The following is a 26,319-nucleotide window of genomic DNA, read 5'->3' as shown; positions in this document are numbered from 1 at the left end:
CCCATGGACAAGCGCGCGCTGACATATGATGACAGTTCTATCCTGCCATCGATGAAACCACCGGTCGATGCCCGTCTTGCCATGGGTGGCTGGCTGAGGAAGAACCTGTTCTCCAGCCCATTCTCGGGAATGCTCACGATCGCCTCTTCAGTGATCGCGATATGGCTGCTTCACGATTTTCTCAGCTTCGCGATATTAAACGCGGTCTGGACGGGGGGCAAGGAAGCATGCCTTGCAAATCCGGACGGTGCCTGCTGGCCCTTCATCGCCGAGAAATTCGATTACCTGCGCTACGGCGCATATCCTGTAGAGCAACGTTGGCGCGTCGATTTGACGGAAGCTGTCGGCGCCGTTCTAATTGGCTGGCTCCTCTGGAACCCAGCTCCCCGTCGCGACGTGGCCGCGCTCCTGTTCTTCATTGCCTATCCCATTCTGGCCTTTGTGCTGCTGCGCGGCATGACGATGCTGGGCCTGCCGGTGATCGACACCACTTTATGGGGCGGCCTTCTGATCACCCTTCTGATGTCGGTCGTCGGAATCGTCTTTTCGCTACCACTCGGCGTTTTGCTAGCGCTTGGCCGAATGTCGAAGCTGCCAATCGTGCGGGCGGTTTGCGTCATCTATATCGAAGTCGTGCGCGGGGTGCCGTTCATCACCGTGCTGTTCATGGCGAATTTCATGATGCCGCTTTTCGTGCCGGACTATTTGACGCCGGACAGACTGCTTCGTCCCCTTATCGCCATTGCGCTGTTTTCATCCGCCTACATGGCAGAAGTGGTCCGCGCGGGCCTTCAAGCCATTCCGAAGGGCCAGCATGAAGCCGCGAAATCGCTTGGCATCGGCTACTTCAATGCGATGCGGCTCATCATCCTCCCCCAAGGGCTCAAGGTGGTCATCCCGAGCATCGTCTCCACCTTCATCGGTTTGTTCAAAGATACGACATTGGTGGCGGTCGTCGGGATCGCCGATTTTCTAAAGGCGGTCGAGGCTGCTCGGGTCGATCCGAGCTGGGCCGGTCCCACGATCTCGACGACGGGCTACCTTTTTGCGGCGCTCGTCTACTGGATCTTCTGTTTCGGCATGTCGCGCTACTCGCAGTTCATGGAGCGTCAACTGGCCCGCGGCCACAAACACTAGGAATTCGGAGCGGTTCGCCCGAGCGGGCGGGCGGCTCCTTGCGCACATTCTCCGTAGCACGCGGCCCGCAAATTCCCGCGCTGACACCACAAGAAGAATACGAGGAAACACAACGATGGCCAGCAAGGCTTCACCCAAGGCAGCGTCTCGTGATGGTGCTGCCAAAGTATATGATTTTGACCGGATCTATGACCGCCGGCAATTCGGATCCGTGAAATGGGCAAACCAATGGGACGAATTCTCGCCACGGGTAGAAGGCGAGAACCTGCTTTCGCTTTGGACTGCGGACATGGACTTTCGCGCGCCGGAAACCGTGATCGAACGGCTTCGCGAAGCTGTCAATCACGGAATCTACGGCTATACGCGTCGCGATCCGCGTCACTATGAGATCGTGCGAGCCTGGTTCGAGCGAAGGCACGGTTGGGCTCCGGCGTTGGAGAGCCTGCTGCCGGCACCCGCCATCATGCCCGCTGTCGCCGTGATCCTGCGGACCTTCACCAAGCCCGGCGACGGCGTGATCGTCCAGACGCCCGTCTATTCGCCATATTTCGAAGTGGTGCGCGGCAACCAGAGAACCTTGCTCACCAACCGATTGCTTCTCCGGGACAACCGATACGAACCGGACCTCGACGATTTCGAAAGGCTCGCTGCGAACGGCGCCAAGGTCTTCCTTCTGTGCAACCCGCACAACCCCGCCGGCAAAGCCTGGACGCGTGAGGAGCTCGAAGCACTGAACGACATCTGCGCACGCTATGGCCTGCTCGTCATATCGGACGACATTCATTGCGACATTAGACTATCGACCCTGCCTCATGTCGTGTTTTCCTCGATATCGGAAGATGCGGCGGACCGGTCTTTCATTTGCACTGCGCCTACCAAGACCTTCAATCTGGCTGGCGTGCCGTCGGCGACCCTAGCCGTGGCCAACAATGCGCGCCGGGAGGCATTGCTTTTCGCCATGCAAACGTCGTTCATGGTGAACGCCAATTATTTCGGCAGGCTTGCTCTCGAGACCGCTTACAGCACCGGAGATCAATGGCTCGATCAAGCCACAAGCTATATCGGCGAGAATGTCCGGCTCGTCCGGGAGTTTGCCCGCGTGCATCTCCCCGGGATCACGCCGATGTTGCCCGAAACATCATTTCTCGTGTGGCTCGATGCACGTGAGCTCGACCGGAAGGTGGATGGGATCCAGAGGTTCTTCGTCGAAAACGCCGGCGTAAATCTTTATGACGGCCGCGTATATGGGCCGGGTGGCGAGGGCTTCATTCGCCTCAATGTCGGGTGTCCGAAAAGTATCCTCCAGAGCGGCCTGCAACGGATGTCCGACGCGTTATCGTCGCGGAAGTGAAGCGGGTGAATGTGCCCGTAGCCTCCGGGGAGACTTTCGATTTGCGACCAGATCAGCTGAGAAAATATGCGGGTCGAATAGATCGATCAATCCAACATGCTGCAATTTCCATCGCAACCCTGTGGAAGGGGTGCTGGAGGCTACGCACCGCAGGGTGGCGATTTTGTTTATCGCTTGCCGCGCGAACGCTATTTCCGCCAAATCGGCTTTCAGACAACTATCTCACGCAGATCGCGGAGCAACCCGCCAGGGCCGTCCTAGGCTCGTCAGCTATCTGCCGGCCTCTTAATGCGCGGCGGCTGGGGTGATGATGCCGAGGCTGCCAAGGCCGGTGACGATCAATTGAACTGCGACCGCCGTCAGCAGAATGCCGAAGACGACCTCCGAGACGATCATGCTGACCGGCTTCATGCGCTTGGCGAGCTTGTCGATATTGGTAAACACCAGATAGTCGAACGCGCCGACGAGCAGGATCAGAGCGGTGACCAGTATCGCGCTGGCGATCGAGGTGACTGCGCCGGAGGCGATGATGATGACGGTGATGCCGACGGGGTTGAGCAGGTAAGGGACGGCGAGCGGAAATATCGCAAGCTTGTCCGGGTCGACCGGAGCCGCGAATTCGTCGTGCGGCTTCTCTGTCGGCCCTGACGCCATCTTGATGGCGATAAGCGCGAGGATGATGCCGCCGGCGACAGCGACGGAGCCGCCGGTAATGTGGAGAAGCCGCATCAGCAGAGCGCCCGTCGCGAACAGGATCAGCGCTGTGACGACGGCGATCAGAACCATCTGGCGGCCGATGCGCACCTTGGTTTCGGTATCGAAGGCGTGGGTCTTTTCCAGAAACGGCACCAGGGCGATCTTCGGCCCCATGCCGATCAGAAGCAGCAGCAGAAGTTTTCCGACGAGTGCGGCATCGATGACTGTGAAATCCATGGAACGTACCCTCTAAAATTTGTGACGCGAAAACCGGGGGCCTCCCCCACTTTGGGGAGGGTGGTGACGAAGAGAACCAAACAGACTCGTCAGTCTTTCTGCGATCCGCTCAGCGCGGGCATACGTCCCAGAAGCCCGTCGTCTTGGCGGGCGAGGTGTAGTACCAGCATTGACCAGACTGAGGTGGCGTACCAGCCAATGAAACGGCGGCAGCTCCGGCGACGAAGCCGATGGCAGCACCTGCGGCAATAGCAGTCCCCGGACGCCAGTAGCGGCGCGGGGCGACGACGACGACGCCGCGCCGGACGGGTGGCCGAACGGCAGGGCGGTATGCCGGACGGGCGCGTCCGACTGCAGCGCATCCGCGCGGCCCGCAGGCCGCAGCACCGCAGCCCCTCGGGCCGCAGGCCGCTACGCCGCGACGGGCTTCGGCCGTCGCGGGAACGAGGAGGGGCGCGCAGACCATCATCAGCACGGCAAGTGTCGCAAGCATGCGCGACAGGATGTCCAGGATCTTCATCGCATTTCCTCTCATTGCTTTTGTGTCCTGTTTCATGGCCTGAAGAGTGCCGCTCTCAGGCCGGGTTCGCGGCGGTCGCCGCACTCTGCGCTGCGAGCGTCTGCTGGGCAGCGGCTGCAGCAGCGTCGTCCTTCCCGCCCGAGACCTGGACTGTGGGCACGGCGAGCTTTATGCCATTTTCGTTGAAAGCCTGATGGATCATCCGCAGGGCCCGCCGCTTCAGCGTGAACTGCTCGCCCGGAAGCGTCATGACCTTCATCCGCAGAAGCAGGCCGGAGTCGCCCAGGCTGTCGATCCCCTGCATCTTCAGCGGCTCGATCGTGGTCGGTTTGAACTCCGGATCCTCGAACAGTTCCAGGCCGATCTTCTTGATGATCTTGCGGGCCTTCTCGATGTCGGAATCGTAGGTGATGGTGATCGTCATCTTCTCGATCACCCAGTCGCGGCTCATGTTCTGGACTGCTCCGAGCTCGCTGAACGGGACGATGTAGACCGCGCCGCGATGGTGCCTGAGCTTGATGGATCGCAAGCTAAAGGACTCGACGGTGCCCTTGTAGCTGCCGCTCTGTATATATTCGCCCACCCGGAAGGCGTCATCGAGCAGGTAGAACATCCCGCTGATGACGTCCTTGACCACGGTTTGTGCACCGAAGCCGATGGCGACGCCGACCACGCCGGCACCTGCGATCAACGGGCCGATTTCCACGCCGAGCGACGACAATGCCATCATGATCGCGATGGCGACGAAGAGGATCATGAGGAAATTGCGAAGGATCGGCAGCAGGGTTCTGAGACGCGTGCGCCGCCGCTCCCGTTCGCTGCCGACTTCAAGGACGGCCTCGGTGTCGCCGAGCTTGCGGTCGATCAGCACTTTTACGACGCTCCAGGCGAGATCGACGATCAGGAGAATGATTCCGGCACTGAGGAGACCGCGAACGAGGCGCAGAAGCGGCGAATCCTGCATCGTCATCTGCGTCAGCCTGACGTCCAGGGCGTCCGCAAGCAGAACGATCGCGCCGACGATCAGCGCTGCCCTGATACCACGCTCGACGATCACCGAGACAACGGTGCCTTTCTTGTGTCCGTCCTCTTCGGCAGCGGAAGAGCGCAGAATATTGTTGACCGACGCCTTGGTGAGGGCGATCGCCCCGGGCAGGGCGGCACAGACCACCGCGATCCAGAACAGCCTCATGGCTCCCACCACCCACAGCAGCCAGACGGCTACGAAGTAGACCGTCCAGAGCCAGTTCCGCGCCCGCAGGCCGATCCGGCTGGCTTGGCCGGCAGACAATCGGGACGGACGTCTCCAAACGGCTTCGATGCCGATGACGAGCAGCACGAGGCCAAGCGAATAGGCGACGAGTTGCCGGGCCGGAACGGAAAAGCCGAGGGTGCCGAGCAGGCGGATGGTCACCCAGCCAAATGCATACCAGCCGACGAGATAACCCAGGCGTTTCGCCCAGTGGCCGGCGGCATCCTTGGTGATCGGGACGACACGGAACCGACCCTCTTCCTCCGCCCGTGGCGCCAGAAGCACGTCGAAAAACGCGCTTGCCAGACGGAAGACGACGATCGCGAAGAGATAGCCGACGACGATCTCCCTGATAACAGGCGGCCATTGGAACAGCAGGAAGAAGCCGATGCTGCCGAGGCCGAAGGAAAGGACGTAACATGCCGCCCACAGAAGCCGCGCGGCCAGTGCGATCACCCTATCGCGAACCGTGGCAAAGGGCGCACGCGCCATCCAGGAGCGCCAGCCGGCGCTGATCCACCAGAACAGCCATTGCGCGGCCAGCCCGACGGCGACGAAGGCCGCGACCAGGAAGATCGGCCGTGTCCCGCCGTTCGCCTGGATGTCCCGTTCGAGTACGGCCCCGCCGCGCATCGTCTCCAGGGGAAAGGACTGGATGGCGCCGAGAAGGCCGGAGGCGTGGGCACGGAACCGCATCGCGAATTCGGAGAATGAAGGGTCGCGGTTCTGGACTTCCAAAGGCGGCTCCGCCGCGGGTTTGGCTGCTTGCGATTGCTGCTGCAGGAAGCGCTGGACGTCGGGATCCGAGAGCATTCCGATAAAGCGCTGGACACTTTCCGGCTGTGGGCCTGCAGGCGTCACGCTCTGGGCCATGACAATCGAAGCGCCAAGGAGGACGGACACCAGGGCAGCCCCGGTAAAAAGCGATCTAAACATGCGGATCCTGGAAAGTAATAACATCGTTTATCCTGATCTCGATGAACCTGTTCGCCTGCCGGTTTCCTAAGCCGTCATTGCCTGCACGACTCCTTCGACCGGCCTGCGGCAATGCAGTCGGGCGCTCGCGTACCCACGGGACCTGTGAGGCCGCTGACCTGGCCGGCGTAATTATCTCTGGTGTCGGCATCGACGACGGCGACCGGAGCGGCAAGGATCAGGCCGGCTGCGCTGCCTGCCGCCGCCGCAGTGCTCGTCGTCGCGGCAAGGATCTTGTCCCCGAGCCCGACCTTGCTGTCGGTCAGTGTCTGGCCTTCGGAAATCCGCGCCCCGATCAACTGAACGACCTCAGGCGATTCCGCGAACTTCCCATGGTTCAGTCTGTCGCCGGCCTTGACCTTGGTGAGGTCGATTACCGTGATCTGGCTGTCGGCCAGTTCCTTCTTGAAGGGAGCCTGCTCGGGATCGATGGCGCCGAGTCTGGCGACGTCGCCCCATACCCTGCGGGATACCGCGAGCGCGCGGTCGTCTCGCGAAACGAACAGGGTGAAATTCGGATGCTGTTTACCCATGTCGACGATCTGCTGGCGGAAGACATCGACATCCACGTCGGGCGAGGCCAGCATCACATTCTTGAACTTGGCCGGGAGGCGGCCGTTGCGGATCGCCATCTGGCGAAGCGCTTCCAGCGCCAGCCAGTTCCCCATGGAATGCGCCAGGATCGAGACTTCCTTCACCTCGGGATCCCTGGCGAGATACTGGAACAGAGTCTCCAATGCATTGCGCGTGTAGTTCGTGCTCTCTCTATCATATCCGTATGCCAGCAGGCTGCCGCGCGACGGCCATGTCACCAGCACCGGCGCACTATGGACGCCGGAATCCTTGACGATTTGAGCGAAGCGATAGACGGAGTCTTCGAAGCGGTTGTTGAAGCCGTGGATGAACACCAGCACGCTGCGGTCGCGGCTCTTCCTGACCGAGGCGCTCAGCCATTTCCTGGCGTCGTCGCGGGTGATCTCGTCGGCTTTCAAGGTTGCGAAGTCGGTTGCGGGATTGGAGGGAAGCCGCCTCGGCCAGGCGACTTCGCCGATCTTGCGGACGTTCGCTGGGGGAATGGATACGGTGATGTCGGCAAAGGCCGGGGCGAGGGCGCGCTCGCCGGTGAACATTTCGCCTTCGATCTTGGAGCGGGTGCGCGTCGTGGTCACCAGCATCTCGACCTTGGTGGCGTTCGGCGCGCTATCGGCAACGGGGATCAGCACATTCTTCGGGTGGCCTCCACATCCGCCTAATGCACAAAGCAGCAGGAGAGCCGAGATCCATTTCAAACCTGGGGAAGGGCTTGGTCGAAGTCGCCCATCTCGATATCTTGTGCTCACTGCTGTTCCTCATCGCCCCGTCAAGTTCAGGCCTTGTCAAGTTCCGGCAGTCCTCGACGCCGCACACCGCGGCGGTCGAAGTCGGCACTGGGCGAGACTATGCGAAGATCAGATGGCTTACCCGTATGATCGGGTATGTTACGGTCAGGGAGACAGTATCAGCGGGGTTGCAGGTCCGAGGTGGCGGCGCTCGACGCAATTGCATCGGGATCAGGCACCGTCATCCCCGCCTTGCGAAGTCCTTCGATCAAGCGGTCGCGATCTTCAGGCTGCATGTTGCGCATCGCGAGTTCCGTGACCACGTTCGGCAGGAAGTCAGGTCGCATGCTGACGAAGATCTGTCCTTCCCGGCGGGCGTCGTCCACCAGACCTGCCTCGGCGTAGATGATGGCGGCGACGACATGGAAGAGAGGGAACTTCTGCATGTTCGCCTGCCTGATCTCCAGCACGGCAGTGTCGTTGTCGTGAAGCATGTAGGCGGCCAGGGCTCGCGTTCCGTGGTAGAAGCCGCCGCTGCCCGGATTAAGGGCAATGGCCTGGTCCAGGAGGGCTGCTCCGCGCTGCCACTGGCCGGCGATCGCAAGCCGCGTTCCGAATTCGCCCATCAGTTCGGTGTCATTGGGATTGGTGGCGAGTGCCTGCTCGCCCACCCGAAGCGATTCAGCAAGCTGCCTGTCGAAGAACAGCGCCGTCATCAACGCTTGAAGTCCGCGCGTATTGTTCGGATCGATCTGGGTTGCGCGCCTGGCGGCATCGAGGGCACGCCGTGTGGCTGAAACCTGGCCTGATGTCGGATTGAACTTGTAGCGGTCCTCATCGAGATAGACGATCGACAGCATTGCCCAAGCGGTCGCATAGCTGGGAAACCGCGCTAGCGCGGCCTCAAGGCAATCCCGGACGCGGGCATGCGCCTCGATGCTCAATTCCGAACGATAGGCATAGAAGCGCAAAGTGCATTCATAGGCGCCTAGATCATCAGGCGGCGGGCTGGCGGAGTCGACCTGCGCCATGACCCCGTAGGGTTGGGCGATGGCAGTCGCAACCTTTCTGGCGACATCCGTCTGGATCGCAAACAGGTCGCCCGATGCGAGATCATTGTCATAGTTCTCCGACCAGAGGATCTCGCCGTCGGAGGTATCGAGCAATCTCGCCGTCACACGAAGACGCTTGCCCGACGTGCGGACTCCGCCGGCAAGGAGATAACGAGCGCCGAATTCGGCCCTGACCTCCGATGCACCCACATCCGCGGGGAGGGACTTGGACGTCTCGCGGCCGAACACCTTGATCTCCTTGAACCGTGGCAGGATGGTCATCAGTTCCTCGGTCAGGCCGGCAGTGTAGAGCTGCGCTTCCGGCCCTTCGCCGAGATTGGCAAACGGGGCCACCACGAGGGCCGGACGATCGGGCGACAGGCTTGCAACGCGGTCGAGCGACGGAGCGGGGGACCGCGTCCCGATCCAATAGAGCGAAATGGCGATTGCAGCGAGGGCGGCGGCACCCGGCAACAAAACCCGCTTTGTGGCCCACCAGCGTCCGGAGCGGACCTTGGAGGGTGATGCGGCTTCGACTTCTTCGTGCCCAGTGTCGACTAACTCCGGACAGGACCAGGCGAAGGTTGGGATATATCCGCCTTTGGGAATGTCGATCCTGACCGGATCATGCTGTCCGGCGACGAGATAATAGCGCTCGAGCGACCGCCGCAGCCGCCCGGCCTCGATCCTGACCACCGGATCGTCCTGGGTGAAGCCGGCATCCCGACCGAACACCTCGATCGCGATCGAATAGGCTTTGATCCGGTTCCCCCGACCCTCGAGGGTTTCCGATACGACATAGCGAAGAAACGCTGCCGCCCGACCGACGCCCGGGAATTCAGGGCTGGAGACGACACGCTCCAACTGCTCCCTGATATCCTCGGCTTGAGGCGCAGGCCTCAAAGAAATCCGTGCTGCAGACCCCTCTGCTGGTATCCACGTCCGCATGTCTGTCCCCAATCCCCCGTTGAGTCACATCACTGCCAGACCGTATGTTACGGTAACATACTCCACGAACCCTCCTTCGTCCATGAAGATTGGCCGGGCACACGTTGCAGAGGCAACGTCCCAAGTGCCGCCAAGGAGTGAACCATGGACGAAGGCGTGACGGCAGTCCGTCGGCAATTTCCAGCCAGGATCAAGGCGATCGACGATCTCTCTGCCCGCAGTGAGGACTTTCGGGAAATCTGCAGGGACTTTGCCGACGCTCAATCGGCGCTGCAGAAATGGAACGTCTCAACCGATCCGAAACGCGGCGAGCGCGTCGTCGAATACCAGGAGCTGATCGCAGAACTCTCCAAGGAGATAGAGGGCGCGCTTGACCACGCCTCGTTATCGCCACCTCGCTGATATGCGCGACCGGTTCCTGGCGGCCGGTCATCGCGAGGCGTATGTTACGGTTACCTACTTGCGTTCCATCGCCCGGTAACGACCATCGCGACAGAGGTCCAGCACTGAACTTTCAGCTTCCACGAAACGAAACGCTTGCGAAGGAATATTGCCGTGGTTTCCGAAAATTTGGACGAGCCTGCCATTTCCCCAGCGCCTCGGAATCCACTCCGCAGGATAGCACTTATCGTCGTCCTGTTGGCGCTCGTCCTGTTCGTCCTCTCCATCTTCATGGAACGGCGGACGCCATCGACCTCGCAGGCTCAGGTCCAGGCCTATATCGTCGGCATCGCGCCCGAAGTCACCGGCCGGGTGGTGGAAGTCGGCGTCGCCGACAACTCGCGCGTCGAGGCCGATCAGGTTCTCTTTCGTATCGATCCCGAGCGCTACGAGCTCGCGGTCAATGAGGCCGAGGCGAGCCTTGCAAGTGTCGGCCAGTCAATGGGCGCGTCAACGGCTGCTGTCGATGCGGCGCAGGCAAAGCTCGTCACGGCCCAGGTCGATCGGGACAATCTTCGCGAACAATCTGCGCGCGCCGAAGAGCTGCAAAAGAGGGGCGTGTATTCCAAAGCGCGGGCTGATTCCACCAAATCGGCTTTCGGTCAGTCGGAGGCGGCCGTCACCGGTGCTGAGGCCGAGCTGGCCAAGGCCAAGGAGCAGCTCGGGCCGAGCGGAAATGACAATCCGCAGCTCCGGGCAGCTCTGGCAGCGCTCGAAAAGGCACGACTCGATCTGCTGCGGACCACCGTTCAGGCACCCTCGGCCGGGGTCGTGACCAACCTCCAACTTACAACCGGTAAGGTCGTGTCGGCTGGACAGCCAGCCATGACCTTCATCGATGCCGGCACCATCTGGATCACCGCCGCCTTCAAGGAGAACAGCCTCGAGAATGTAGCAGTCGGCAACCGGGCGGAAGTCCTTTTCGACGCGCTTCCCGGTCGGCTGTTTCCGGCGCAAGTCGAGAGCGTTGGTTTCGGCGTATCGCAGGGCAGCACGGACCCGAACACCGGATTGCCGACGATCCGGAGTGATAGCGGCTGGGTCCAGGAGCCGCAGCGGTTTCCAGTCCGGCTCATCATCGAGGAGGCGCAGCGGCCCAAGGGCGGCGTGCGCTACGGCTCGCAGGCGACCGTCGTCATCTACACGGGCGACAACCCGGTCACCAATGCCTGGGGATCGCTCTGGATCCGCATCATGTCGGTGCTGACCTATGTTCGCTGAGAGGAGCCCCGCGGTCGAGGAGCAGAAACGCAAGGGATTGCGGGTTGCGTTCGCGGTCTCCATCGGCTTCACGCTCGCAGTCTATGCCGGGGCCATCGTGCCGTTCCTCGGTCCGCTCTTTGCCGCCCAGTTTCTGCTCGGAAGTTCGCGCCCCATGCCGCTTGGCAAGACCATCGGCGCGGCGATGATCATCCTGATCGCCGGGATGGCGATGATGGTTCTGACCAACGTGCTCGGCGACCGTCCGGCGCCGTTCCTTCTGATCCTGGGGCTGACCTATTTTGCGTGCTTCGCCGCACAGTCGACGGGGAAGGGAGGGCCGGCGGTCTTTCTCGTGCTCGTCGTTTCGATCATCGTGCCTCTGCTCGGTATCGTGAACAAGGAACTCGCCAATTCCATCCTGTCCATCCTGGTGGCCGGGGTGTTGTCAGGCACGGTTCTGATGTGGCTCGCCCATGCGGTCTTTCCCGAACCGCTCTCCCAGGAGGTCGAGGCGTTGGCGATCGACGCGCGGCCGCCGGCCTTGCTTCGGGCGCTGGCAAACACGGTCATCCTCTTGGGCTCCGTCGTGATCTGCCTGACGAGCGACAACCTGACGGCTGCGGCGGTTATTCCGATAACCGTGGCGTCGCTGCTCGGGCAGCTCGACGTTGGCGCGAGCGGGCGGGCCGCGATGGGGCTCGTGCTCGTCAATCTGTTCGGTGGCGTGCTCGCCTCCATTGCCTATGCCGCGTTGTCGCTGCGCCCCAATCTCCTCTCGATCTTCCTCATCGTTCTCGTCGTGGTCCTCCTGCTCGGAGGGCGCGCAGCCGCCCGGTCAAAGGACGCGCCGGTATTTGCCGGCGCCCTGACGACATTCTTGATCCTCTTCGGCCTCGGGGTCTCACCCCTGCCGGGCAGCGCTGCAGAATCCTTCGCCACCCGCATCGTCTATGTCGCGGCGGCCTTGATCTATGCACTGTTGTTTGCCGCGATCCTGTGGCCGCGGGCCAGCGACGCGAAGAGGATATCAGTATGACGTACTTTGCTTCGGCAGCGGCCTGAGAGGTTAGCCGCCGGTTTCGAAACCGGGATAGAGCGTCATTCCGCCGTCGACATAGATCGTCGAGCCGACGATGTAATCGGTGAAATCAGAGGCAAGCCACACCGCCGTCCGGCCGATCTCATCGGCCTCGCCGATGCGCTTATACGGAATGAGCTTCATCAGCTCCGCATAGGCTTCCGAGGTTTGCCAGGCGCTGGTATTGATCGGCGTGCGAATGGCGCCTGGGGCGATGCTGTTGACGCGGATGCGCTTTTCGGCGACCTCCTGGGCCAGGCTTTTCATAAGGAGCGTCAGTCCGCCTTTCGACGCCGCATAGTTCACGTGTCCGGCCCAGGGAATGACTTCATGGACCGAGCTGATGAATACGATCTTGCCGGCTGCCACGGAAACATCAGGCCGTACGCCCCGCCGGAGAAACTCCCGGACGGCGGCGCGCGAACATAGAAACGCGCCCTTGAGGTTGACGTTCATGACGGTGTCCCATTGGGCGCTCGTCATCTCGTGAAAGGGAGCATCCCTTTGAAGTCCGGCGTTGTTGACGAACACGTCGACCGTGCCGAACTCCTCGACGGCGGTCGCGAACATCGCCTCGACCTGCGTCTCATTGGAGACGTCGGATGCGACCGCAAGCGCGCGTACGCCACCCTGTTGGATCTCGTCCACGACTTGCGCGGCGTCCTCTGGTGCCGTGACGTAGTTAACGACCACGTTCGCTCCGGCCTTGCCGAGGGCGAGGGCGATCCCACGGCCGATCCCGGAATTGGCGCCGGTGACGAGAGCAGTCTGGCCCTTCAGCAGATGGATCGGTGGCAGGGTTGGAATCACTGGCTGAGGCAACTGCTGGTTCTCGTAGTAACTTTCCATGATGACCACTCCTCGTTTGCCGGAGCCGAGCTGTCCGGCGTGAATTCGATCGGCGCCGCCGAGCATTTTCCCTAGAGCATTTCCGTTTTTCTTCGCATCATTGAAGCGCTCTATCTCTTTGTTTTCACGCAATTCCGGACGCAAAACCGCTGCGCGCTTTTGCTGAAAATTGCTCTAGGAGGTCTCGGCGCGTTCAAGCCACGCCTCAGCGGAACCCGAGGCGAAGAGATGCATCCCCCGCGCGATAAACCCGGTCCAGCCTGTCTGGTGGTTTGCGCCAAGACCGGCGCCGTTGTCGCCGTGAAAATATTCGTAGAACTGCAGGCAGTCGCGCCAGTACTGATCGCTCTGGAACCTGGCTTGCCCGCCGAAGACGGGTCGTTTGCCGTCGTTCCCTCGCTGGAAGATGGCCGACAAGCGCTGGGTGAGTTCCTCGGCGACCTGATAGAGGTTCATGTAGCGGCCGGAACCCGTGGGACATTCAACGGTGAAATCGTTGCCGTAGTAGCTGTAGTATTGCAGCAGCGCCCGGATGATCAGGCCGTTCATCGGCATCCATATCGGGCCGCGCCAATTCGAGTTTCCGCCAAACATGCCGCTGTCGGATTCCGCCGGGAGATAGGCTACCCGGTGCTCGTGATCGCCGACCTGGAAGACGTAGGGGTTCTCATCATGGTAGCGCGACAGCGCCCTGATGCCGTAGGGACTGAGGAATTCGTTTTCGTCGAGCATTGTCGACAGCACGCGACGAAGCTTGTTCTCGTCCAGTATCGAGGCGAGCCGGCGATTGGCGTGACCCGGTTTGCGCGGGTCATGGATGAAGGCGAACAATTCCGGGCGCGTATCGAAGAAATGCTTCATCTGCCTGGTGACCTCGGGGTACCGTTGGTAGATGTCGCCCTCGAAGGTGGTCGCGGCGCAAAGCGGCAGCAAGCCGACCAGCGAGCGGACCTTGAGACGCTGGGCCTGCCCATCCGGCAGGCGGAGGACGTCGTAGAAGAACCCGTCTTCCTCGTCCCACATTCCGACCTCATCGCCTGCGTGGATCATCGCCGACGCTATCCATAGGAAATGCTGCGTGAATTTGAGCACCATCTCCTCGCCGCCGGCGCCCTTGAGAGCCAGTTCGGTCGCTATCTCCATCATGTTCTGGCAGTAGAGCGCCATCCATGCGGTGCCGTCGGCCTGTTCCAGGTAACCCCCGGTCGGCAGCGGCGCGCTGCGGTCGAACACCCCGATGTTGTCCAGCCCAAGGAAGCCGCCTTCGAAGACGTTCTTGCCGGATCGGTCCTTGCGGTTGACCCACCAGGTGAAGTTCAGAAGCAGTTTCTGGAAGGACTTCTGAAGCCAGGCGACGTCGCTCTTGCCTGACCGCGCCTGCTCCAGGCGGTAGGTGAAGATCGTCGCCCAAGCGTGGACCGGTGGATTGACGTCGCCGAAATTCCACTCGTACGCCGGTATCTGCCCGTTCGGATGCATATAGGCTTCGCGCAGCATCAGATCGATCTGATCCTTGCCGAAGTCGGGATCGACCATCGTCAGAGCGATCACCTGGAATGCCAGATCCCAGGCCGCGTACCAGGGATATTCCCACTTGTCCGGCATGGAGATGATGTCGGCATTGTACATATGATGCCAGCCGACGTTGCGCTGTTCGATCCGGCGCTTCGGATCGAACGGATCGACGCCGTGTTCGTCCAGCCATCTGTTCACGTCGTACAGATAGAACTGCTTGCCCCACATCATGCCTGCCAGAGCCTGTCGCATGACATCGGCGGCGTCGGCCGTCATCGACGGTGGCGTGATCGAAGCGTAGAACTCGTCGGCTTCGCGCCGACGCGCCTGCATCGCGTCGTCGAACGGACGATCGAACATTGGCAGGACATTCTTGGATCCTGCAGCCGGCGGCACGTCACATAGGCGCAACCGCAACGTCCGGGATTGCCCGGCATCCACGATGACGGCGTAATGGGCCGCGGCCTTGGTTCCGATCTGCTGCGGGTTCACGGCGTCGGTACGATCATGCACGACGAAGCTGTCGATCCCGTCCTTGACGAACGGGGTAGCGCTCGGAACGCCGAACAGCCGTTCTGTATTCGTCTCGTTTTCGGTGAACAGCAGTGCCGGCGAGCCGTCGCAATAGAGATATCGTGTAGCATCCGCGTCCGCCGGCTGCCCAGGTGCGGCTTTGGCCGTGATCACAGCCGGAGCGTCATTCCGCTCCACACGTTCCAGGGTTGGCTTGTCACCCTCTTCACCCCAGGACCATCTATTCCTGAACCATAATGTCGGCAGCACATGCAGCGTGGCCGCTTCCGACCCGCGATTGGCAATGGTGATCTCGACAAGAATATCCTCGGGTGCTGCCTTGGCATATTCGACAAAGACGTCGAAGTAGCGATCAGCGTCGAACACGCCGGTGTCGATCAGTTCGTATTCGAGTTCGTCTTTTCCACGCCGGCTGTTGGTCTTCACCAGGTCATCGTAGGGGTAGGCGGCTTGAGGGTACTTGTAGAGATACTTCATGTACGAGTGGGTCGGCGTCGAATCCAGGTAGAAGTAGTACTCCTTCACATCCTCGCCGTGATTGCCCTCACTGTTGGTAAGGCCGAACAGCCGCTCCTTCAGGATGGGATCCTGTCCATTCCAGAGGGCCAGCGCAAAACACAGCTGCTGTTTGCTGTCACTGATACCTGCCAGACCGTCCTCGCCCCAGCGATAGGCGCGCGACCGGGCCTGGTCGTGGGTGAAGTAGTCCCATGCATCGCCACCCTCGCTGTAATCCTCGCGAACGGTTCCCCATTGCCGTTCGGACAGGTAGGGACCCCATTTCTTCCAGTCGGCTTTTCCGTCTCGCGCCTCCCGGAGGCGCTGGGATTCGGCATTCATCACGCGCCCTCACGTCACTGATAATTGGTGCCATATCGCCTTCAAAAGATGCAGTGGTCCGTGGCCATGACTTCGTGATCAAGCGGCTGAACTGAAGGAGAGGTAACATGGCGGCGGCATTTACACTCCTCAGAACGCAGAGGAGAGATCCTGCACACGGTCGAATTTAGTCTGCGCGCGTAACTCCGCTTTTGTAAGTGTGTTACTGTAACATACGTCCGAGATCGCTTCCGCGACTACGCCTGGAGCTGTTTTTGCTATAAATTCGGAGCAAAAGACGGCTTGGCCGATGTTTAGCTATCAATCCTCCTCCACTCGGAGGAGTATGCGGCACGAGCGAAGATACAATAGTCGACAGCCTACACACCATGTCTGACCGCAAGGAGGATTTGAGATGGCTAAACCTCACGCATTGTTACTCGCCACTGGCTTGTTCCTGCCTTTTGCAGGGTTTCCGTTTTCGCCACATCTAACTCTGACCGCCGCCGCGCAGGAGCCGGCCGCCTCCAGTCCCGTCGCGGCGGAAGACGACGCGCCGGCGCCGCTGAGCGAGGACGAACTCGAAATCCTGGTGGCGCGGATCGCGCTTTATCCAGACGAACTGGTTGCGCTCGTCACGTCGGCGTCGCTCTATCCGCTGCAGGTCGTGGAAGCAGCCCGGTTCCTCGAAACCTTGAAGAAGCAGCCCAAGCTCAAGCCGAAGTCGACGTGGGACGGCAGCATCATATCGCTGCTGAACTACCCTCAGATCGTCACGATGATGAGCGAGGATCTGGACTGGACGCAGTCTCTCGGAGAGGCGCTCTCCTACCAGCAGAAGGACGTTCTGATCGCCATACAGCAACTGCGCGACAAAGCGGTCGCCGACGGTATCATCAAGACCGACGACAAGATCAAGGTCAGCCAGGAGAACGACAACGTCGTGATCGTCTCCGCCAGTCCTGAGAAGATCTACGTTCCGCAATACGCGCCGGAGATGCTGTATGAACCGAACTATGTGGCCGAGCCCATCGGCTACTATTCCGAGCCGTATCCGAATTACTACTATCCGACCGCCACCTTTTTCGCGGGCGTGGTGACGGGAGCGGTGTGGGCCGCTGCCGTCGACTGGAACCGCTGGGGCGTATGGGGCGGGCGCTGGAACGGCAACGTCGATATCGATTGCAACAACTGTTTGAACAACATCAACGGCAAGGTGAATATCAACGACGTCGACTGGAAAAACGTCGACCGCAGCAAGATCGGGTTCGACAGCGCGCAGTTCAACAAGATCGACCGCAGCGCCTTCCGGACCAGTATCGAGGCGAACGCCGGCAACAGGGTCGGAGCAAGAGGCAACGACCGAGCAAACACAGTCCGCGATCAGCCGGGCAAAGTCAGTGTCAACGATGTCCGCAAGAGCAAGATCGATGCGGACAGGGTCAATGCCGCTCGCAACAAGGCAGGCAATCCAGGAGCGGCTTCCGGGGACGGAAAGGCGGCGCAGGCAGCCCAGAACCGCCGGCCCGACGCAAGGACACCGAACAGAGCAGCCGAAAATGCACCGCCCGGGGTCAACGCCAAACGCCCGGTCGCAAAGCCGAAACCTGCGGCCCGGGTCGACAGCCGGCCGAGAAAGCCGTCGGCGCTCGGTCAGGTCGACAGCGGCAGGCGCGCTCAGATGCAGTCCAGCCGAGGCAGCCAGGCCATGGCCGCCGGCAATCGCGGTGGTGGCGGGGGAGAAATGCGCCGCGGCGGTGGCCGTCGCCGGTGACCGGAAGAAGGAGGAACGTCATGACAAAGTCAGTCAGAAACATGCTTCTGGGTTCGGTATTCGCCCTTGCGGCTCTCGCCAGCGATCCGGTTTTGATGTCTGCAGCAGAGCCATCCGATGCAACCGTCATCTCGGGCTTCGCTTCGCAGAGCGATCCGCCCTTATTCGAGACGCCGGAACAGGCCGTCGACGCCTTTAAAGCGGCGCTCGCAGCTGATGATTTCGACAAGTTTGCTGCACTGCTCGGAATTGATGCAGCGAAAGCGAAGGCGGGCGAAGGGGTGATGGACAGCTATGCACAAATCCGGGACGGCACACAGAAGAAGATCGTCGTGAAGGATGTCGATGGCCGCAAGATCATCGAGATCGGCGACAAATTATGGCCTCTGCCATTTCCGATCGTGAAAGGCGACGATGGCAAATGGTGCTTCGACACCTTCGCCGGCTTCGAGGAGATCATCGAGCGCCGCGTCGGCGAGAACGAATTGCAGACCATCGACACGATGCGGGCCTATGTCGACGCCCAGAAGGAATATTCCTTCGCCGATCACGACGATGACGGCGTGCTGGAATATGCCCAGAAACTGATCAGCAGCGACGGCAAAACCGACGGTCTCTATTGGTCGCCTGATCTGGGCGAGGGCGATAGCCCGGCGGGCAACGCCCTCGAAGACAATGCAGCGCTTGACAAGGCGAAAGCCGGGGAGGGCTATTACGGCTACCGCTACAGGATCATCGACAGTCAGGGGCCGAACATCGCGGGCGGAGAGTTCAATTATGTGATCAACGGCAACATGATCGCAGGATTTGCCCTGATCGCCTGGCCGATCCGATATGGCGAAACCGGCGTGCACACTTTCGCAGTAAACGCGAATGGTACGGTTTACCAGGCCAATCTCGGCCGGGAGACCGAGAAAATAGCAGCCGGCATCAGGACATTCAACCCGGACGACAACTGGGAGGTGACGGCCGATTGAACACGCTGAGCGTGTTTGGAACCAAGTCCGCTCCACGTCGTTGCCGCTTCGTAGCTGACAATGACGCAAAGGAGGAAACGATGATTTCTGCAGACCAGATCCGAGAACATATGGAAGTGCGGGCTGCCGACGGCACCCATATGGGGACGGTCGATCATCTCGATGGTCCCACCCGCATCAAGCTGACAAAGACCGACTCGGAAGACGGCAAGCACCACCTGATCCCGATCGATTGGGTCGATCACGTCGACGCGCATGTTCACCTGTCGAAGAACGCCAGGGATGTCCGCAGCCAGTGGGCCACCATCAACTGACGAGCGGTCGGCTGCGGCTTTTGCCGCAGCCTTCTCGCCGCAAGGGAAGCCATGTGTCTAAGCAATTGAAAAAGGCGACGAAGGTGGGATACCGCCAGGGAAAGACCGAGGGCAAAGTGGTCAAGAAGCAGAGAACCCGACGAAGATAAAGGGCCACGAGTGAAGGCGGCGGCGGAGCCGCAATATATCGTCGAAAGCAATATATCGGGAAAGCGGGCCGCGCACAGGCCCGACGAACTCAATAGCGTTGAGGGCATCACCCCAAGGAGAAGGAGGTTTCGATATGCCAGCCAAGTCCAAGGCCCAGCAGAAGGCGGCAGGCGCCGCACTCTCGGCCAAGCGCGGCGAGACGCCCAAGAAGGAACTGAAGGGCGCTTCGAAACAGATGGTCGAGTCCATGAGCGAAAAGCAACTGGAGGAATTCGCCTCGACCAAGAGAAAGGGCAAGCCCGAGCACGCCTCCAAATAGGAAGGCCGTCCGGGGTCTCAGGTCGTCGTCGATTGCATCGAGAAACCCGCGACATCATGGCCGGAAAGTGCGTTCAAAATCGCCCGGGATGACGCCTCGCGGTCCTTTGCCATCCATCGGAGCTCGAACGTCACGCCTGTTCGGCCATCGCTCGTCGGCCCGTAGGCAACAAAGAGGGCACGGCATCCCAAGGGGTTCAGCACCGCCGACAAGTCGGGTACATCGACTTCGGAGCTGTGGATGACGAGCGTCGCCTTGCGTTCGCAGGTCAGCCAGGCGTCCAGCTGCTTCATCGGCGAGAGGACGATGAAGGCGACAACCGTCGCCACCGTTCCGGTGACAATCTGGCCACCGCCGAAGCAGAGGCCGACCACCGTCATGAACCACAGGGTCGCCGCCGTGGTGACGCCGGTCATCATGTCGCCGCGCCTGAGGATCGCTCCGCCGCCGAGGAAGCCAACGCCCGTCAGGACGCCAAGGGGGAAGCGCAATACGTCCATCTGCGTGAAGTAGCTGAAGGTTTTCCCGTAGGTCGACAGAAGGAGATTGGCCTGGACCATTGCCAGGCAGGCGGCAAGCGCCACGAGGATTGTCGTCCTGAAGCCGGCTGCATGGCCGCCGCGCTCGCGATCGAAGCCGATAAGGCTGCCGGCGATCACCGTCAGTGCGATCCGTGCTGCGATATCCCACCAGCTCGGTGTCAGCGGCATGCTATCCATCAGGAACGAAGGCATGTTTCGCTCCAGTCGTTGTCGAAGACATATCGCCATTCGCCGGGCATTCGATCCTCCTGTGCGTTATGCGGCGATAAACGCTATGCGCGGCAGGACGTTCCCGATGTCGTGGCGGGGAAAGCGGCTGCCGATGGGCAAGATTGGCGGTTCGTCCGCAGTCGGTGTATGTATAGTCTCAGAATAGGGGGCGCAGGCGCCCTGTTAGTGATCGGCGCACTGCGCCTGACATGGAGTTCTTGATTGGCCGTTGCCTTTACCAAAGAAGAGAGTTTCGAAACCGCGTCGGAAACCCTATTGCCCGACCGTCCGGTTTCGCCGCATCCGAATCTCGTTACGGAAGCGGGGCTGAAGGCTCTCGAACTGCAGTTCCAGCAGGCGCGTGAGGCCTATGATACGGCGAGCATCATTGAAGATGTGAATGAACGGCGGCGGCAGACTGCCAATCCTTTGCGTGATCTTCGCTACTTAGCGGCAAGACTTCGCACCGCTCAGCTGATGCCTGACCCTACGTCAGCCGACGTGGTTGCCTTCGGCAGCACGGTGACCTTCCGCCGTGACGATGGGCGCGTGCAAACTTATCGGATCGTCGGAGAGGACGAGGCAGAGCCCAAGGCTGGATCGATTTCCTACGTCTCGCCGGTGGCGCGGCTTTTGATGGGCAAGGCTGCCGGCGATGCCGTGGAGGTGGGTGGCCATGAGCTGGAGATCATCGCCATCGCATAGAGACGGTGCAGAAGGCGGCCACCGGGGAAGCGGAGCCAACAATCGTCATAATTAGTACTGTCAGGTACTTTATTTATTGAGCCTTTATCACCCGCGGCTTGGAATTCTCCGGCGAGAGCGACAGCCGTAGGCTTACGTGTGATCGAGATATTTTCTCAGGCGCGATCAAAGGCCCGGGGAATCGGTTTTCGACTTGTCCTTTCCGAGATTGCGCCCTGCCACGCTGATGACTTCGCGCGTCAGCTCCGCCAGTCGATCGGCGGCAAAGCGGTTTATCTGCCAGAACAGGGGAACATCGAGAGGGGTGTCGGCAACCAGTTCGACCAGTCGTCCGGACGCCAGATACTCGCGGGTCAGTTGAGTCGGGTTCATTCCCCATCCCATGCCTGACAAGGTTGCCTCGACAAAGCTTTGCGGCGAGGGGAGCCAATGGGTGGGATAGTCGAGATCGCGTCCGAAGGTCTGGCGGACCCAGATGCTCTGCAGCCTGTCCTTCTGGCTGAAGGTCAGAGCCGGGGCATTGCGGATCGCCTCGGCGGTCACACCCTGCGGAAAGTTACGGGCGACGAAGTCGGGCGTTGCCGTCGCATGATAGCGCAGAACGCCAAGCGCGAAACGCCGGCAACCCCTTATCGGCTTTTCCAGGCTGGTGACGGCCGCGATTACACGGCCGCGCTGCAGCCATTCGGCGGTGTGATCCTGATCGTCGACGGCGATATTCAACAGATATGAGGAGTTTCTGGCGAAGGTCGACATCGCTTCCACGAACCAGGTCCCGAGACTATCGGCATTGGTGGCGATCTGAAGCGTCACCCTCTGGCGCGGTTCATCGGGATCAACGAGCGCCGGCAGCTGGCCGAAGAGCTCGGCTTCGAGCATGCCGACATTCTCCATATGGCGGCACAACCATTCTCCCTTTTCGGTTGCCGTGCACGGCGTGCCTCTCACGACGAGCACAACGCCGAGACGCTCCTCGAGCTGCTTGACGCGCTGCGAAACGGCCGAGGGGGTGACGTTCAACACGGTCGCGGCACGTTCGAAGCTGCCTGTCTGGACAACGGTCGCAACGGCACGGAGGGCGGGGTAGTCAAGCATGGATTAGCACTGCTTAATTGAAGTTAGGTAGATTAATTAGCCTAATTGTCGTCACCGCGCTAGCGAAGTCTGGTCGAAGCGAAAGGCGTTTGCAGAAGCGATGAATTTTTCAATCTATTTTACCGGCCTGATGATGGGCCTCAGCCTGATTGTCGCGATCGGCGCTCAGAATGCATTCATTCTCCGCCAGGGCCTGCGCAACGAGCATGTCTTTGCCGTCTGCCTTGCATGCGCGCTGTCCGACGCCGTGCTGATCGTGCTCGGCGTTACAAGCCTGCAGCAGATTGCCAGCCTCATGCCCTGGCTCGATCCGGTCATGCGTTACGGAGGAGCCGCGTTTCTCGCCTGGTATGGAGCAAAAAGCCTCTATTCCGCCTTGCGGTCGAACGCCGCTCTCGCGGCGGCCGAGGCCAAAACGGCAAGCTTCAGGCAGACGCTTGCGACCTGCCTTGCGCTCACCTGGCTCAATCCGCACGTCTATCTCGACACGGTGGTGCTGCTCGGCACGATCTCGACGCGTTATCCGGGGCAGCAGGCTTCCTTTGCCGCAGGCGCCGTGACCGGTTCCTTCCTGTTCTTCTTTTCCCTCGGATATGGCGCGACCTGGCTGCGGCCGATCTTCTCCAAGCCATCGGCCTGGCGGATGCTGGAAACACTGGTCGCTGCGACCATGTGGATCATCGCCTTCAAGCTCATGGGTGGAATGTGATCGCTGTTCGACGGAACGAGCATCCGAGGTCACGACAGCTCGGCGCCAGGGCCAGGTTGGATCAATGGGGCGGAAAACTTTGACGGGCGGGTGTTCCGGCAGCCGTCGTGACCTTGCGCCAAGATCCGATAAATCGTCAGCTGCCCACGTTATGCGCGCGATTCCACGATCCTCAGGTGGCGACTCGGTCGAGCGGCTGCCCTTGGCAAAGGCAACTCCTCACGCTGGCAATCGGCCAGCAGGTGCGATGGGAATCGTTTCAATTCCCGGAGGGCATGTTCGTGGTTTGCATCTCTGCGCCGGCGCGACTTGAATGCGGAAAGGGTCTGTAGGATATTCCAGGTGCTTGCTTGCGCCATGTCGAGTCTCCTTTGCTGCATCGGTTCCGATACACAGACTATGGGGAGCGATTGACATTCAATCAAACCAAATGATATTGGGTTATAAATCAGAAAAATTGAAAGATGCGACGATGAGCCTACCCTTTCGCCGTCCCATTCCTTTGCTTGACAACGATGTGCTGCGCACTTTCGTCGCCATCGCCGAAACGGGCAATTTTTCCACCGCCGCCGAGGCCGTCTTCCGCACGCCGTCGGCCGTCTCCATGCAGATCAAGAAGCTCGAGGAACAGCTCGGCGCGACGCTGTTTTTGCGCGACGCCCGCTCGGTGACGCTGACGCGTCATGGCGAGATGCTGCTTTCTTACGCCCGCAACATCCTGGCGCTGTCGAACGAGGCGGTGTCGCGCTTCATCATGCCGGAGCTGACCGGTGTCGTCAGACTCGGCGCTCCGGAGGATATCGGCGAGCGGCTGCTGCCGAGGATTCTGAAGAGCTTTGCCGAAAGCTATCCCGGCATCATGGTCGACGTGACGATCGACATGAGCGTTGGCCTCAAGAAGCGCATGGAGGAGCAGCGGCTCGACCTGGCGCTGATCAACTGCGCCACGCGGCCGTTCCCGACCGGCGGCGAGGTGGTGTTCCGCGAGCGGCTGGTCTGGGCCGGCGCCCGATGCGGTTCGGCGCATCGCCGCGATCCGCTGCCGATCTCGATCTGGGAGGACGGCTGCATCTGGCGCCAGGAGGCGCTCGCCCAGCTCGAACGCAACAAGCGGCCTTATCGCGTCGCCTATCTCAGCGGTCACACGATGGCCCAGCGTGCCGCCGTGCTTTCCGATCTCGCCATCGCGCCGCTGCCGCTTTCCTATGTCAGCGAGGACATGGCGATCCTTGGACTGCAGGAAGGGCTGCCGGAGCTCGGCTCCTTCGATATCCGGCTGCTGACCGCCGCCCAGGTGTCAGGCCCGATCGAGACAGTGGCCGACAGCATCCGCGGCGCTTTTGCCGAAAGAGCGAAGGCTGTTGCCGCCTGAAGATGCCTTTCAACCGTTGAACCTTTTGTTCCCTTGTGCGTTATCGGCGCGAACGGCATATGCCGTTCGGGGTTGATTTCAAACAAGGATATTCGAAATGACGACAACGGCCAAAATTGCCGCAGCCTTGATGGTTCTTCTCACGCTTTCCTCCTGCGGCAACACGATCCGCGGCATAGGTAAGGACACGGCAAACACGGTGAATGCCACGCAGGATGCCGGCCGCTCGGTTGATCGCGCTGCGAAGAAATGATCAGTCGGTAGGCTTGCCAGCGTGATAACCCTGAGGCTTAAAACCGGACCACTCTGGCGAGTGGCCGGGACCGGGCCGGGGTCCGGACCGTCCTAATGGACGCCCGGGAGATCACCTTTCAGGAGACCGGGGGATATGCCTTTTCGAGGCCGCCGGATCGGCTGAGACCGGTCCTGAAGGCTTGGTAGCCGGGATGCTGACTTGAGCGGGCCGTTTCCATCAACCGTATCTGCAGCCGGTCCGGCGCCTGCGTCCCGAGCCACAATCCAAGATTTTCAAGCTTCAGCGAGTTCAGGAAACGCGATTCTGTAGCAAGGTCGAGATGACGTCGCAGACCGTCGAGCAGGTTATCGTCCTGCGCGGCGTTTTCCATGAGCAGGGCCAGATAGGACTTATCGGCTTCTGACAGCGCGGCGAGCTTTTCCGCGACGGTATCGCGGTCGGGGAAGGGAACGTTGGCTGTCATTCGAATCGTCCGGTCGTTGGTCGTCTACCGCGGTTATAAGCTCGCCTTGACCTTCTCGGCTATATCGGCCGGCACCCATTTCGTCCAAAGGTTCTCGTAATTGCGCAGGAAGTGGATCGCGGCATCCTCGTTGTTTTCGCTGTTTTCGTCTTGCCAGGCGAGCACCTGGTTGATTGTCGCGTTGTCCCATTTGCGCGTCTTGAGATAGGCGGTAACGGGCCCGGCGCGGGTGGCGAAGGATCTGGTCATCAGTGTGAAAGCGCGGGAGACCGGGTAGGAATTGAGCTGGGGCCTGGTGCAACCGGCAACGGCGGTGCAGCCGTCCCATTCGCTTTTGTTATGGCCGACGCCGAAGCTCAGGCGCGTCATGTCGTATTTGCCGAGGATGGCGGTCGGCGCCCAGTAGTAGCCGAGCCAGCCGACCTTGTTCTCGAAGGCGCGGGCGATCGACGCGTCCAGCCGCTTGGGACTGCCGGTCTCGACGAGTTCGAAGCCCTTCTTGTCCGCGGCCAGCGCCCTGAAAAGGTTGGTGGTCGATATGTGGCAGCTCCAGTCGGCCGGGCAATTGTAGATTGCACCCTTGGATGGATCGTCTTCGGCTGGAAAAAGCTCGGGATGTTTTAGCGCGTCCTCGACAGAGCGGATGTCGGGATTGGCGTCGGCGATGAATTTCGGGATGAACCAGCCCTCGACGGCGCCGTCGGCGAGGATCTCGGCGCCTTGCACCAGCCGGCCGGTTTTGACGGCCTGATCGAGCAGGGCCCTGACGGAATTGATCCAATATTCCGAGGCGATGTCGGGCGTGCCTTTTTCATTCATCGAGGCGAAGGTCGGCAATGTGTCGCCGGCGACGATGGTGACGGAGCAGCCATAGCCTTTTTCCAGAATGATCTTGTCGATATTTGCCGCGATGCCGGCCGAGGCCCATCTCATCTCAGCGATCGACACCTGGCCGCAATCGCTGGCGGCGACCGGCGCAGCAATGAAAAAAGCCGCGGCAAAGACGGCCGAAATCAGAAACGTCTTCATCGTCATTCCCCGAATTTTCTTTGCTCGGACGCGCCGCTGGGTCCCCCAAAAATTATCTGCAAAGCTTTGCTGCGCCCGAAAGGAGGATGCCTGCCGGGCGGTGCCGCAACAGGTCTTCCTGTTCACGGGCGCCGTTCATCCTTGCGGCTTCGGCGGCGGGTCGCAGATCGTGTTCAACAATGGGGCATTTTGATCAAGCCTACGCGTTCGCCCGCAGAAATCAACCGCATTCTGCTCATTGTTGCGCGACTAAATGCTTGAATTCGAAGAATTTATGTCGATGGCCCGAAATTGGCGCCGCCGATGGACTAGCGATCACCGAACGGTTTTCGGAAGAAAATTCGCTTGGACTGCTGAAAAAAGTCAAAATTAACATTTGCGTAAGCCTTCAATAACTCTCCGGTAAGAATGTGCCGTTATCAGTGAGGTCGCAGCCGGAACAACCGCTGCTTCTCCGGTTCAGGTAGTGCGTACCGGA

General features: G+C 60.7%; 26 protein-coding genes. 14 read left to right on the top strand and 12 right to left on the bottom strand.

Annotated elements, in window-relative coordinates; all coding sequences use genetic code 11:
• The first annotated feature begins 3 nt into the window (after positions 1-3).
• Both K6M89_RS15300 and K6M89_RS15295 read left to right on the top strand, forming a co-directional pair.
• Entirely contained in the window at positions 4-1,137 is a 1,134-nt protein-coding gene (locus K6M89_RS15300) for an amino acid ABC transporter permease (RefSeq protein WP_222140007.1), read from the top strand.
• A 115-nt stretch (positions 1,138-1,252) separates the two neighbouring features.
• On the top strand, positions 1,253-2,488 hold the full coding sequence (locus K6M89_RS15295; protein WP_222140006.1) for a MalY/PatB family protein: 1,236 nt from the start codon (positions 1,253-1,255) through the stop codon (positions 2,486-2,488).
• 285 nt (positions 2,489-2,773) lie between these two features.
• Here K6M89_RS15295 and K6M89_RS15290 read toward each other — a convergent pair whose 3' ends face one another.
• The 5 genes from K6M89_RS15290 to K6M89_RS15270 all read right to left on the bottom strand — a co-directional run bounded on the left by K6M89_RS15290 (position 2,774) and on the right by K6M89_RS15270 (position 9,487).
• Positions 2,774-3,421, bottom strand: coding sequence for a MarC family protein (locus K6M89_RS15290; RefSeq protein WP_222140005.1), 648 nt, complete (start codon positions 3,419-3,421; stop codon positions 2,774-2,776).
• A gap of 109 nt (positions 3,422-3,530) precedes the next feature.
• Positions 3,531-3,941, bottom strand: a complete 411-nt coding sequence (locus K6M89_RS15285) for a hypothetical protein (RefSeq protein ID WP_222140004.1) — start codon at positions 3,939-3,941, stop codon at positions 3,531-3,533.
• Between the two features lie 55 nt (positions 3,942-3,996).
• The gene (locus K6M89_RS15280; protein ID WP_222140003.1) at positions 3,997-6,153 is read right to left on the bottom strand and encodes a mechanosensitive ion channel family protein; all 2,157 of its coding nucleotides are present in this window, start codon (positions 6,151-6,153) and stop codon (positions 3,997-3,999) included.
• Positions 6,154-6,203: 50 nt separating this feature from the next.
• Positions 6,204-7,508 (bottom strand): alpha/beta hydrolase, encoded by a 1,305-nt coding sequence (locus K6M89_RS15275; protein WP_222140002.1) that lies wholly within the window; start codon positions 7,506-7,508, stop codon positions 6,204-6,206.
• Between the two features lie 158 nt (positions 7,509-7,666).
• Positions 7,667-9,487, bottom strand: a complete 1,821-nt coding sequence (locus K6M89_RS15270; protein ID WP_222140001.1) for an adenylate cyclase — start codon at positions 9,485-9,487, stop codon at positions 7,667-7,669.
• 144 nt (positions 9,488-9,631) lie between these two features.
• On the opposite strand from K6M89_RS15270, the gene K6M89_RS15265 reads away from it, so the two are divergent.
• From K6M89_RS15265 to K6M89_RS15255, 3 genes are all read left to right on the top strand, one after another.
• Complete coding sequence (locus K6M89_RS15265; RefSeq protein WP_222140000.1) at positions 9,632-9,889, top strand: hypothetical protein; 258 nt, start codon at positions 9,632-9,634, stop codon at positions 9,887-9,889.
• Positions 9,890-10,042: 153 nt separating this feature from the next.
• The gene (locus K6M89_RS15260; protein WP_222139999.1) at positions 10,043-11,149 is read left to right on the top strand and encodes an HlyD family secretion protein; all 1,107 of its coding nucleotides are present in this window, start codon (positions 10,043-10,045) and stop codon (positions 11,147-11,149) included.
• Complete coding sequence (locus K6M89_RS15255) at positions 11,139-12,167, top strand: DUF2955 domain-containing protein (RefSeq protein ID WP_222139998.1); 1,029 nt, start codon at positions 11,139-11,141, stop codon at positions 12,165-12,167. The genes K6M89_RS15260 and K6M89_RS15255 overlap by 11 nt, the downstream gene beginning before the upstream one ends.
• Before the next feature lie 30 nt (positions 12,168-12,197).
• Here the strand turns inward: K6M89_RS15255 and K6M89_RS15250 are convergent, their stop codons facing one another.
• Positions 12,198-13,202, bottom strand: coding sequence for an SDR family oxidoreductase (locus K6M89_RS15250; protein ID WP_313140137.1), 1,005 nt, complete (start codon positions 13,200-13,202; stop codon positions 12,198-12,200).
• 30 nt (positions 13,203-13,232) lie between these two features.
• The gene (locus K6M89_RS15245) at positions 13,233-15,947 is read right to left on the bottom strand and encodes an MGH1-like glycoside hydrolase domain-containing protein (RefSeq protein ID WP_222139997.1); all 2,715 of its coding nucleotides are present in this window, start codon (positions 15,945-15,947) and stop codon (positions 13,233-13,235) included.
• 394 nt (positions 15,948-16,341) lie between these two features.
• On the opposite strand from K6M89_RS15245, the gene K6M89_RS15240 reads away from it, so the two are divergent.
• The 4 genes from K6M89_RS15240 to K6M89_RS15225 all read left to right on the top strand — a co-directional run bounded on the left by K6M89_RS15240 (position 16,342) and on the right by K6M89_RS15225 (position 19,460).
• Complete coding sequence (locus K6M89_RS15240) at positions 16,342-17,700, top strand: DUF3300 domain-containing protein (RefSeq protein ID WP_222139996.1); 1,359 nt, start codon at positions 16,342-16,344, stop codon at positions 17,698-17,700.
• A gap of 20 nt (positions 17,701-17,720) precedes the next feature.
• Positions 17,721-18,677: a DUF2950 domain-containing protein gene (locus K6M89_RS15235; protein WP_222139995.1), complete on the top strand. Its 957-nt coding sequence runs from the start codon at positions 17,721-17,723 to the stop codon at positions 18,675-18,677.
• A gap of 80 nt (positions 18,678-18,757) precedes the next feature.
• Complete coding sequence (locus tag K6M89_RS15230; RefSeq protein WP_012557983.1) at positions 18,758-18,991, top strand: DUF2171 domain-containing protein; 234 nt, start codon at positions 18,758-18,760, stop codon at positions 18,989-18,991.
• Positions 18,992-19,274: 283 nt separating this feature from the next.
• On the top strand, positions 19,275-19,460 hold the full coding sequence (locus K6M89_RS15225; protein WP_003564288.1) for a DUF3008 family protein: 186 nt from the start codon (positions 19,275-19,277) through the stop codon (positions 19,458-19,460).
• A 17-nt stretch (positions 19,461-19,477) separates the two neighbouring features.
• On the opposite strand, the gene K6M89_RS15220 is transcribed toward K6M89_RS15225, so the two are convergent.
• On the bottom strand, positions 19,478-20,194 hold the full coding sequence (locus tag K6M89_RS15220) for an MgtC/SapB family protein (protein WP_222139994.1): 717 nt from the start codon (positions 20,192-20,194) through the stop codon (positions 19,478-19,480).
• A gap of 240 nt (positions 20,195-20,434) precedes the next feature.
• Between K6M89_RS15220 and greA the strand changes: the two genes are divergently transcribed.
• A complete protein-coding gene (gene greA / locus K6M89_RS15215) occupies positions 20,435-20,917 on the top strand; it encodes a transcription elongation factor GreA (protein ID WP_222139993.1) in 483 nt (160 codons plus the stop codon).
• Between the two features lie 165 nt (positions 20,918-21,082).
• On the opposite strand, the gene K6M89_RS15210 is transcribed toward greA, so the two are convergent.
• Positions 21,083-22,012 (bottom strand): LysR family transcriptional regulator ArgP, encoded by a 930-nt coding sequence (locus K6M89_RS15210; RefSeq protein WP_222139992.1) that lies wholly within the window; start codon positions 22,010-22,012, stop codon positions 21,083-21,085.
• 100 nt (positions 22,013-22,112) lie between these two features.
• Here K6M89_RS15210 and K6M89_RS15205 point away from each other — a divergent pair, with 100 nt between their 5' ends.
• Complete coding sequence (locus K6M89_RS15205) at positions 22,113-22,721, top strand: LysE/ArgO family amino acid transporter (protein ID WP_222139991.1); 609 nt, start codon at positions 22,113-22,115, stop codon at positions 22,719-22,721.
• Between the two features lie 149 nt (positions 22,722-22,870).
• Here K6M89_RS15205 and K6M89_RS31065 read toward each other — a convergent pair whose 3' ends face one another.
• The gene (locus tag K6M89_RS31065; RefSeq protein ID WP_246642462.1) at positions 22,871-23,080 is read right to left on the bottom strand and encodes a hypothetical protein; all 210 of its coding nucleotides are present in this window, start codon (positions 23,078-23,080) and stop codon (positions 22,871-22,873) included.
• A gap of 71 nt (positions 23,081-23,151) precedes the next feature.
• On the opposite strand from K6M89_RS31065, the gene K6M89_RS15200 reads away from it, so the two are divergent.
• Together K6M89_RS15200 and K6M89_RS15195 are read left to right on the top strand one after the other, a co-directional pair.
• Positions 23,152-24,093, top strand: a complete 942-nt coding sequence (locus K6M89_RS15200; RefSeq protein WP_170964745.1) for a LysR family transcriptional regulator — start codon at positions 23,152-23,154, stop codon at positions 24,091-24,093.
• Between the two features lie 97 nt (positions 24,094-24,190).
• Positions 24,191-24,346 carry an entericidin domain-containing protein gene (locus tag K6M89_RS15195; protein ID WP_222139990.1) on the top strand — a complete coding sequence of 52 codons (156 nt, stop codon included), beginning with the start codon at positions 24,191-24,193 and terminating at the stop codon, positions 24,344-24,346.
• Positions 24,347-24,464: 118 nt separating this feature from the next.
• On the opposite strand, the gene K6M89_RS15190 is transcribed toward K6M89_RS15195, so the two are convergent.
• Together K6M89_RS15190 and K6M89_RS15185 are read right to left on the bottom strand one after the other, a co-directional pair.
• Positions 24,465-24,812: a hypothetical protein gene (locus tag K6M89_RS15190; RefSeq protein WP_222139989.1), complete on the bottom strand. Its 348-nt coding sequence runs from the start codon at positions 24,810-24,812 to the stop codon at positions 24,465-24,467.
• Positions 24,813-24,845: 33 nt separating this feature from the next.
• On the bottom strand, positions 24,846-25,841 hold the full coding sequence (locus tag K6M89_RS15185) for a glycine betaine ABC transporter substrate-binding protein (protein ID WP_246642476.1): 996 nt from the start codon (positions 25,839-25,841) through the stop codon (positions 24,846-24,848).
• Between K6M89_RS15185 and K6M89_RS31060 the strand changes: the two genes are divergently transcribed.
• Positions 25,723-26,034, top strand: coding sequence for a hypothetical protein (locus tag K6M89_RS31060; protein WP_246642489.1), 312 nt, complete (start codon positions 25,723-25,725; stop codon positions 26,032-26,034). The genes K6M89_RS15185 and K6M89_RS31060 overlap by 119 nt on opposite strands.
• The last annotated feature ends 285 nt before the right edge of the window (positions 26,035-26,319 follow it).

Origin of the sequence: Rhizobium croatiense (assembly GCF_019793465.1) — a bacterium.
GTDB lineage: Bacteria > Pseudomonadota > Alphaproteobacteria > Rhizobiales > Rhizobiaceae > Rhizobium > Rhizobium croatiense.
Note: the sequence above shows the minus strand (reverse complement) of the source record. Positions and strands in the feature narration are given on the sequence as shown.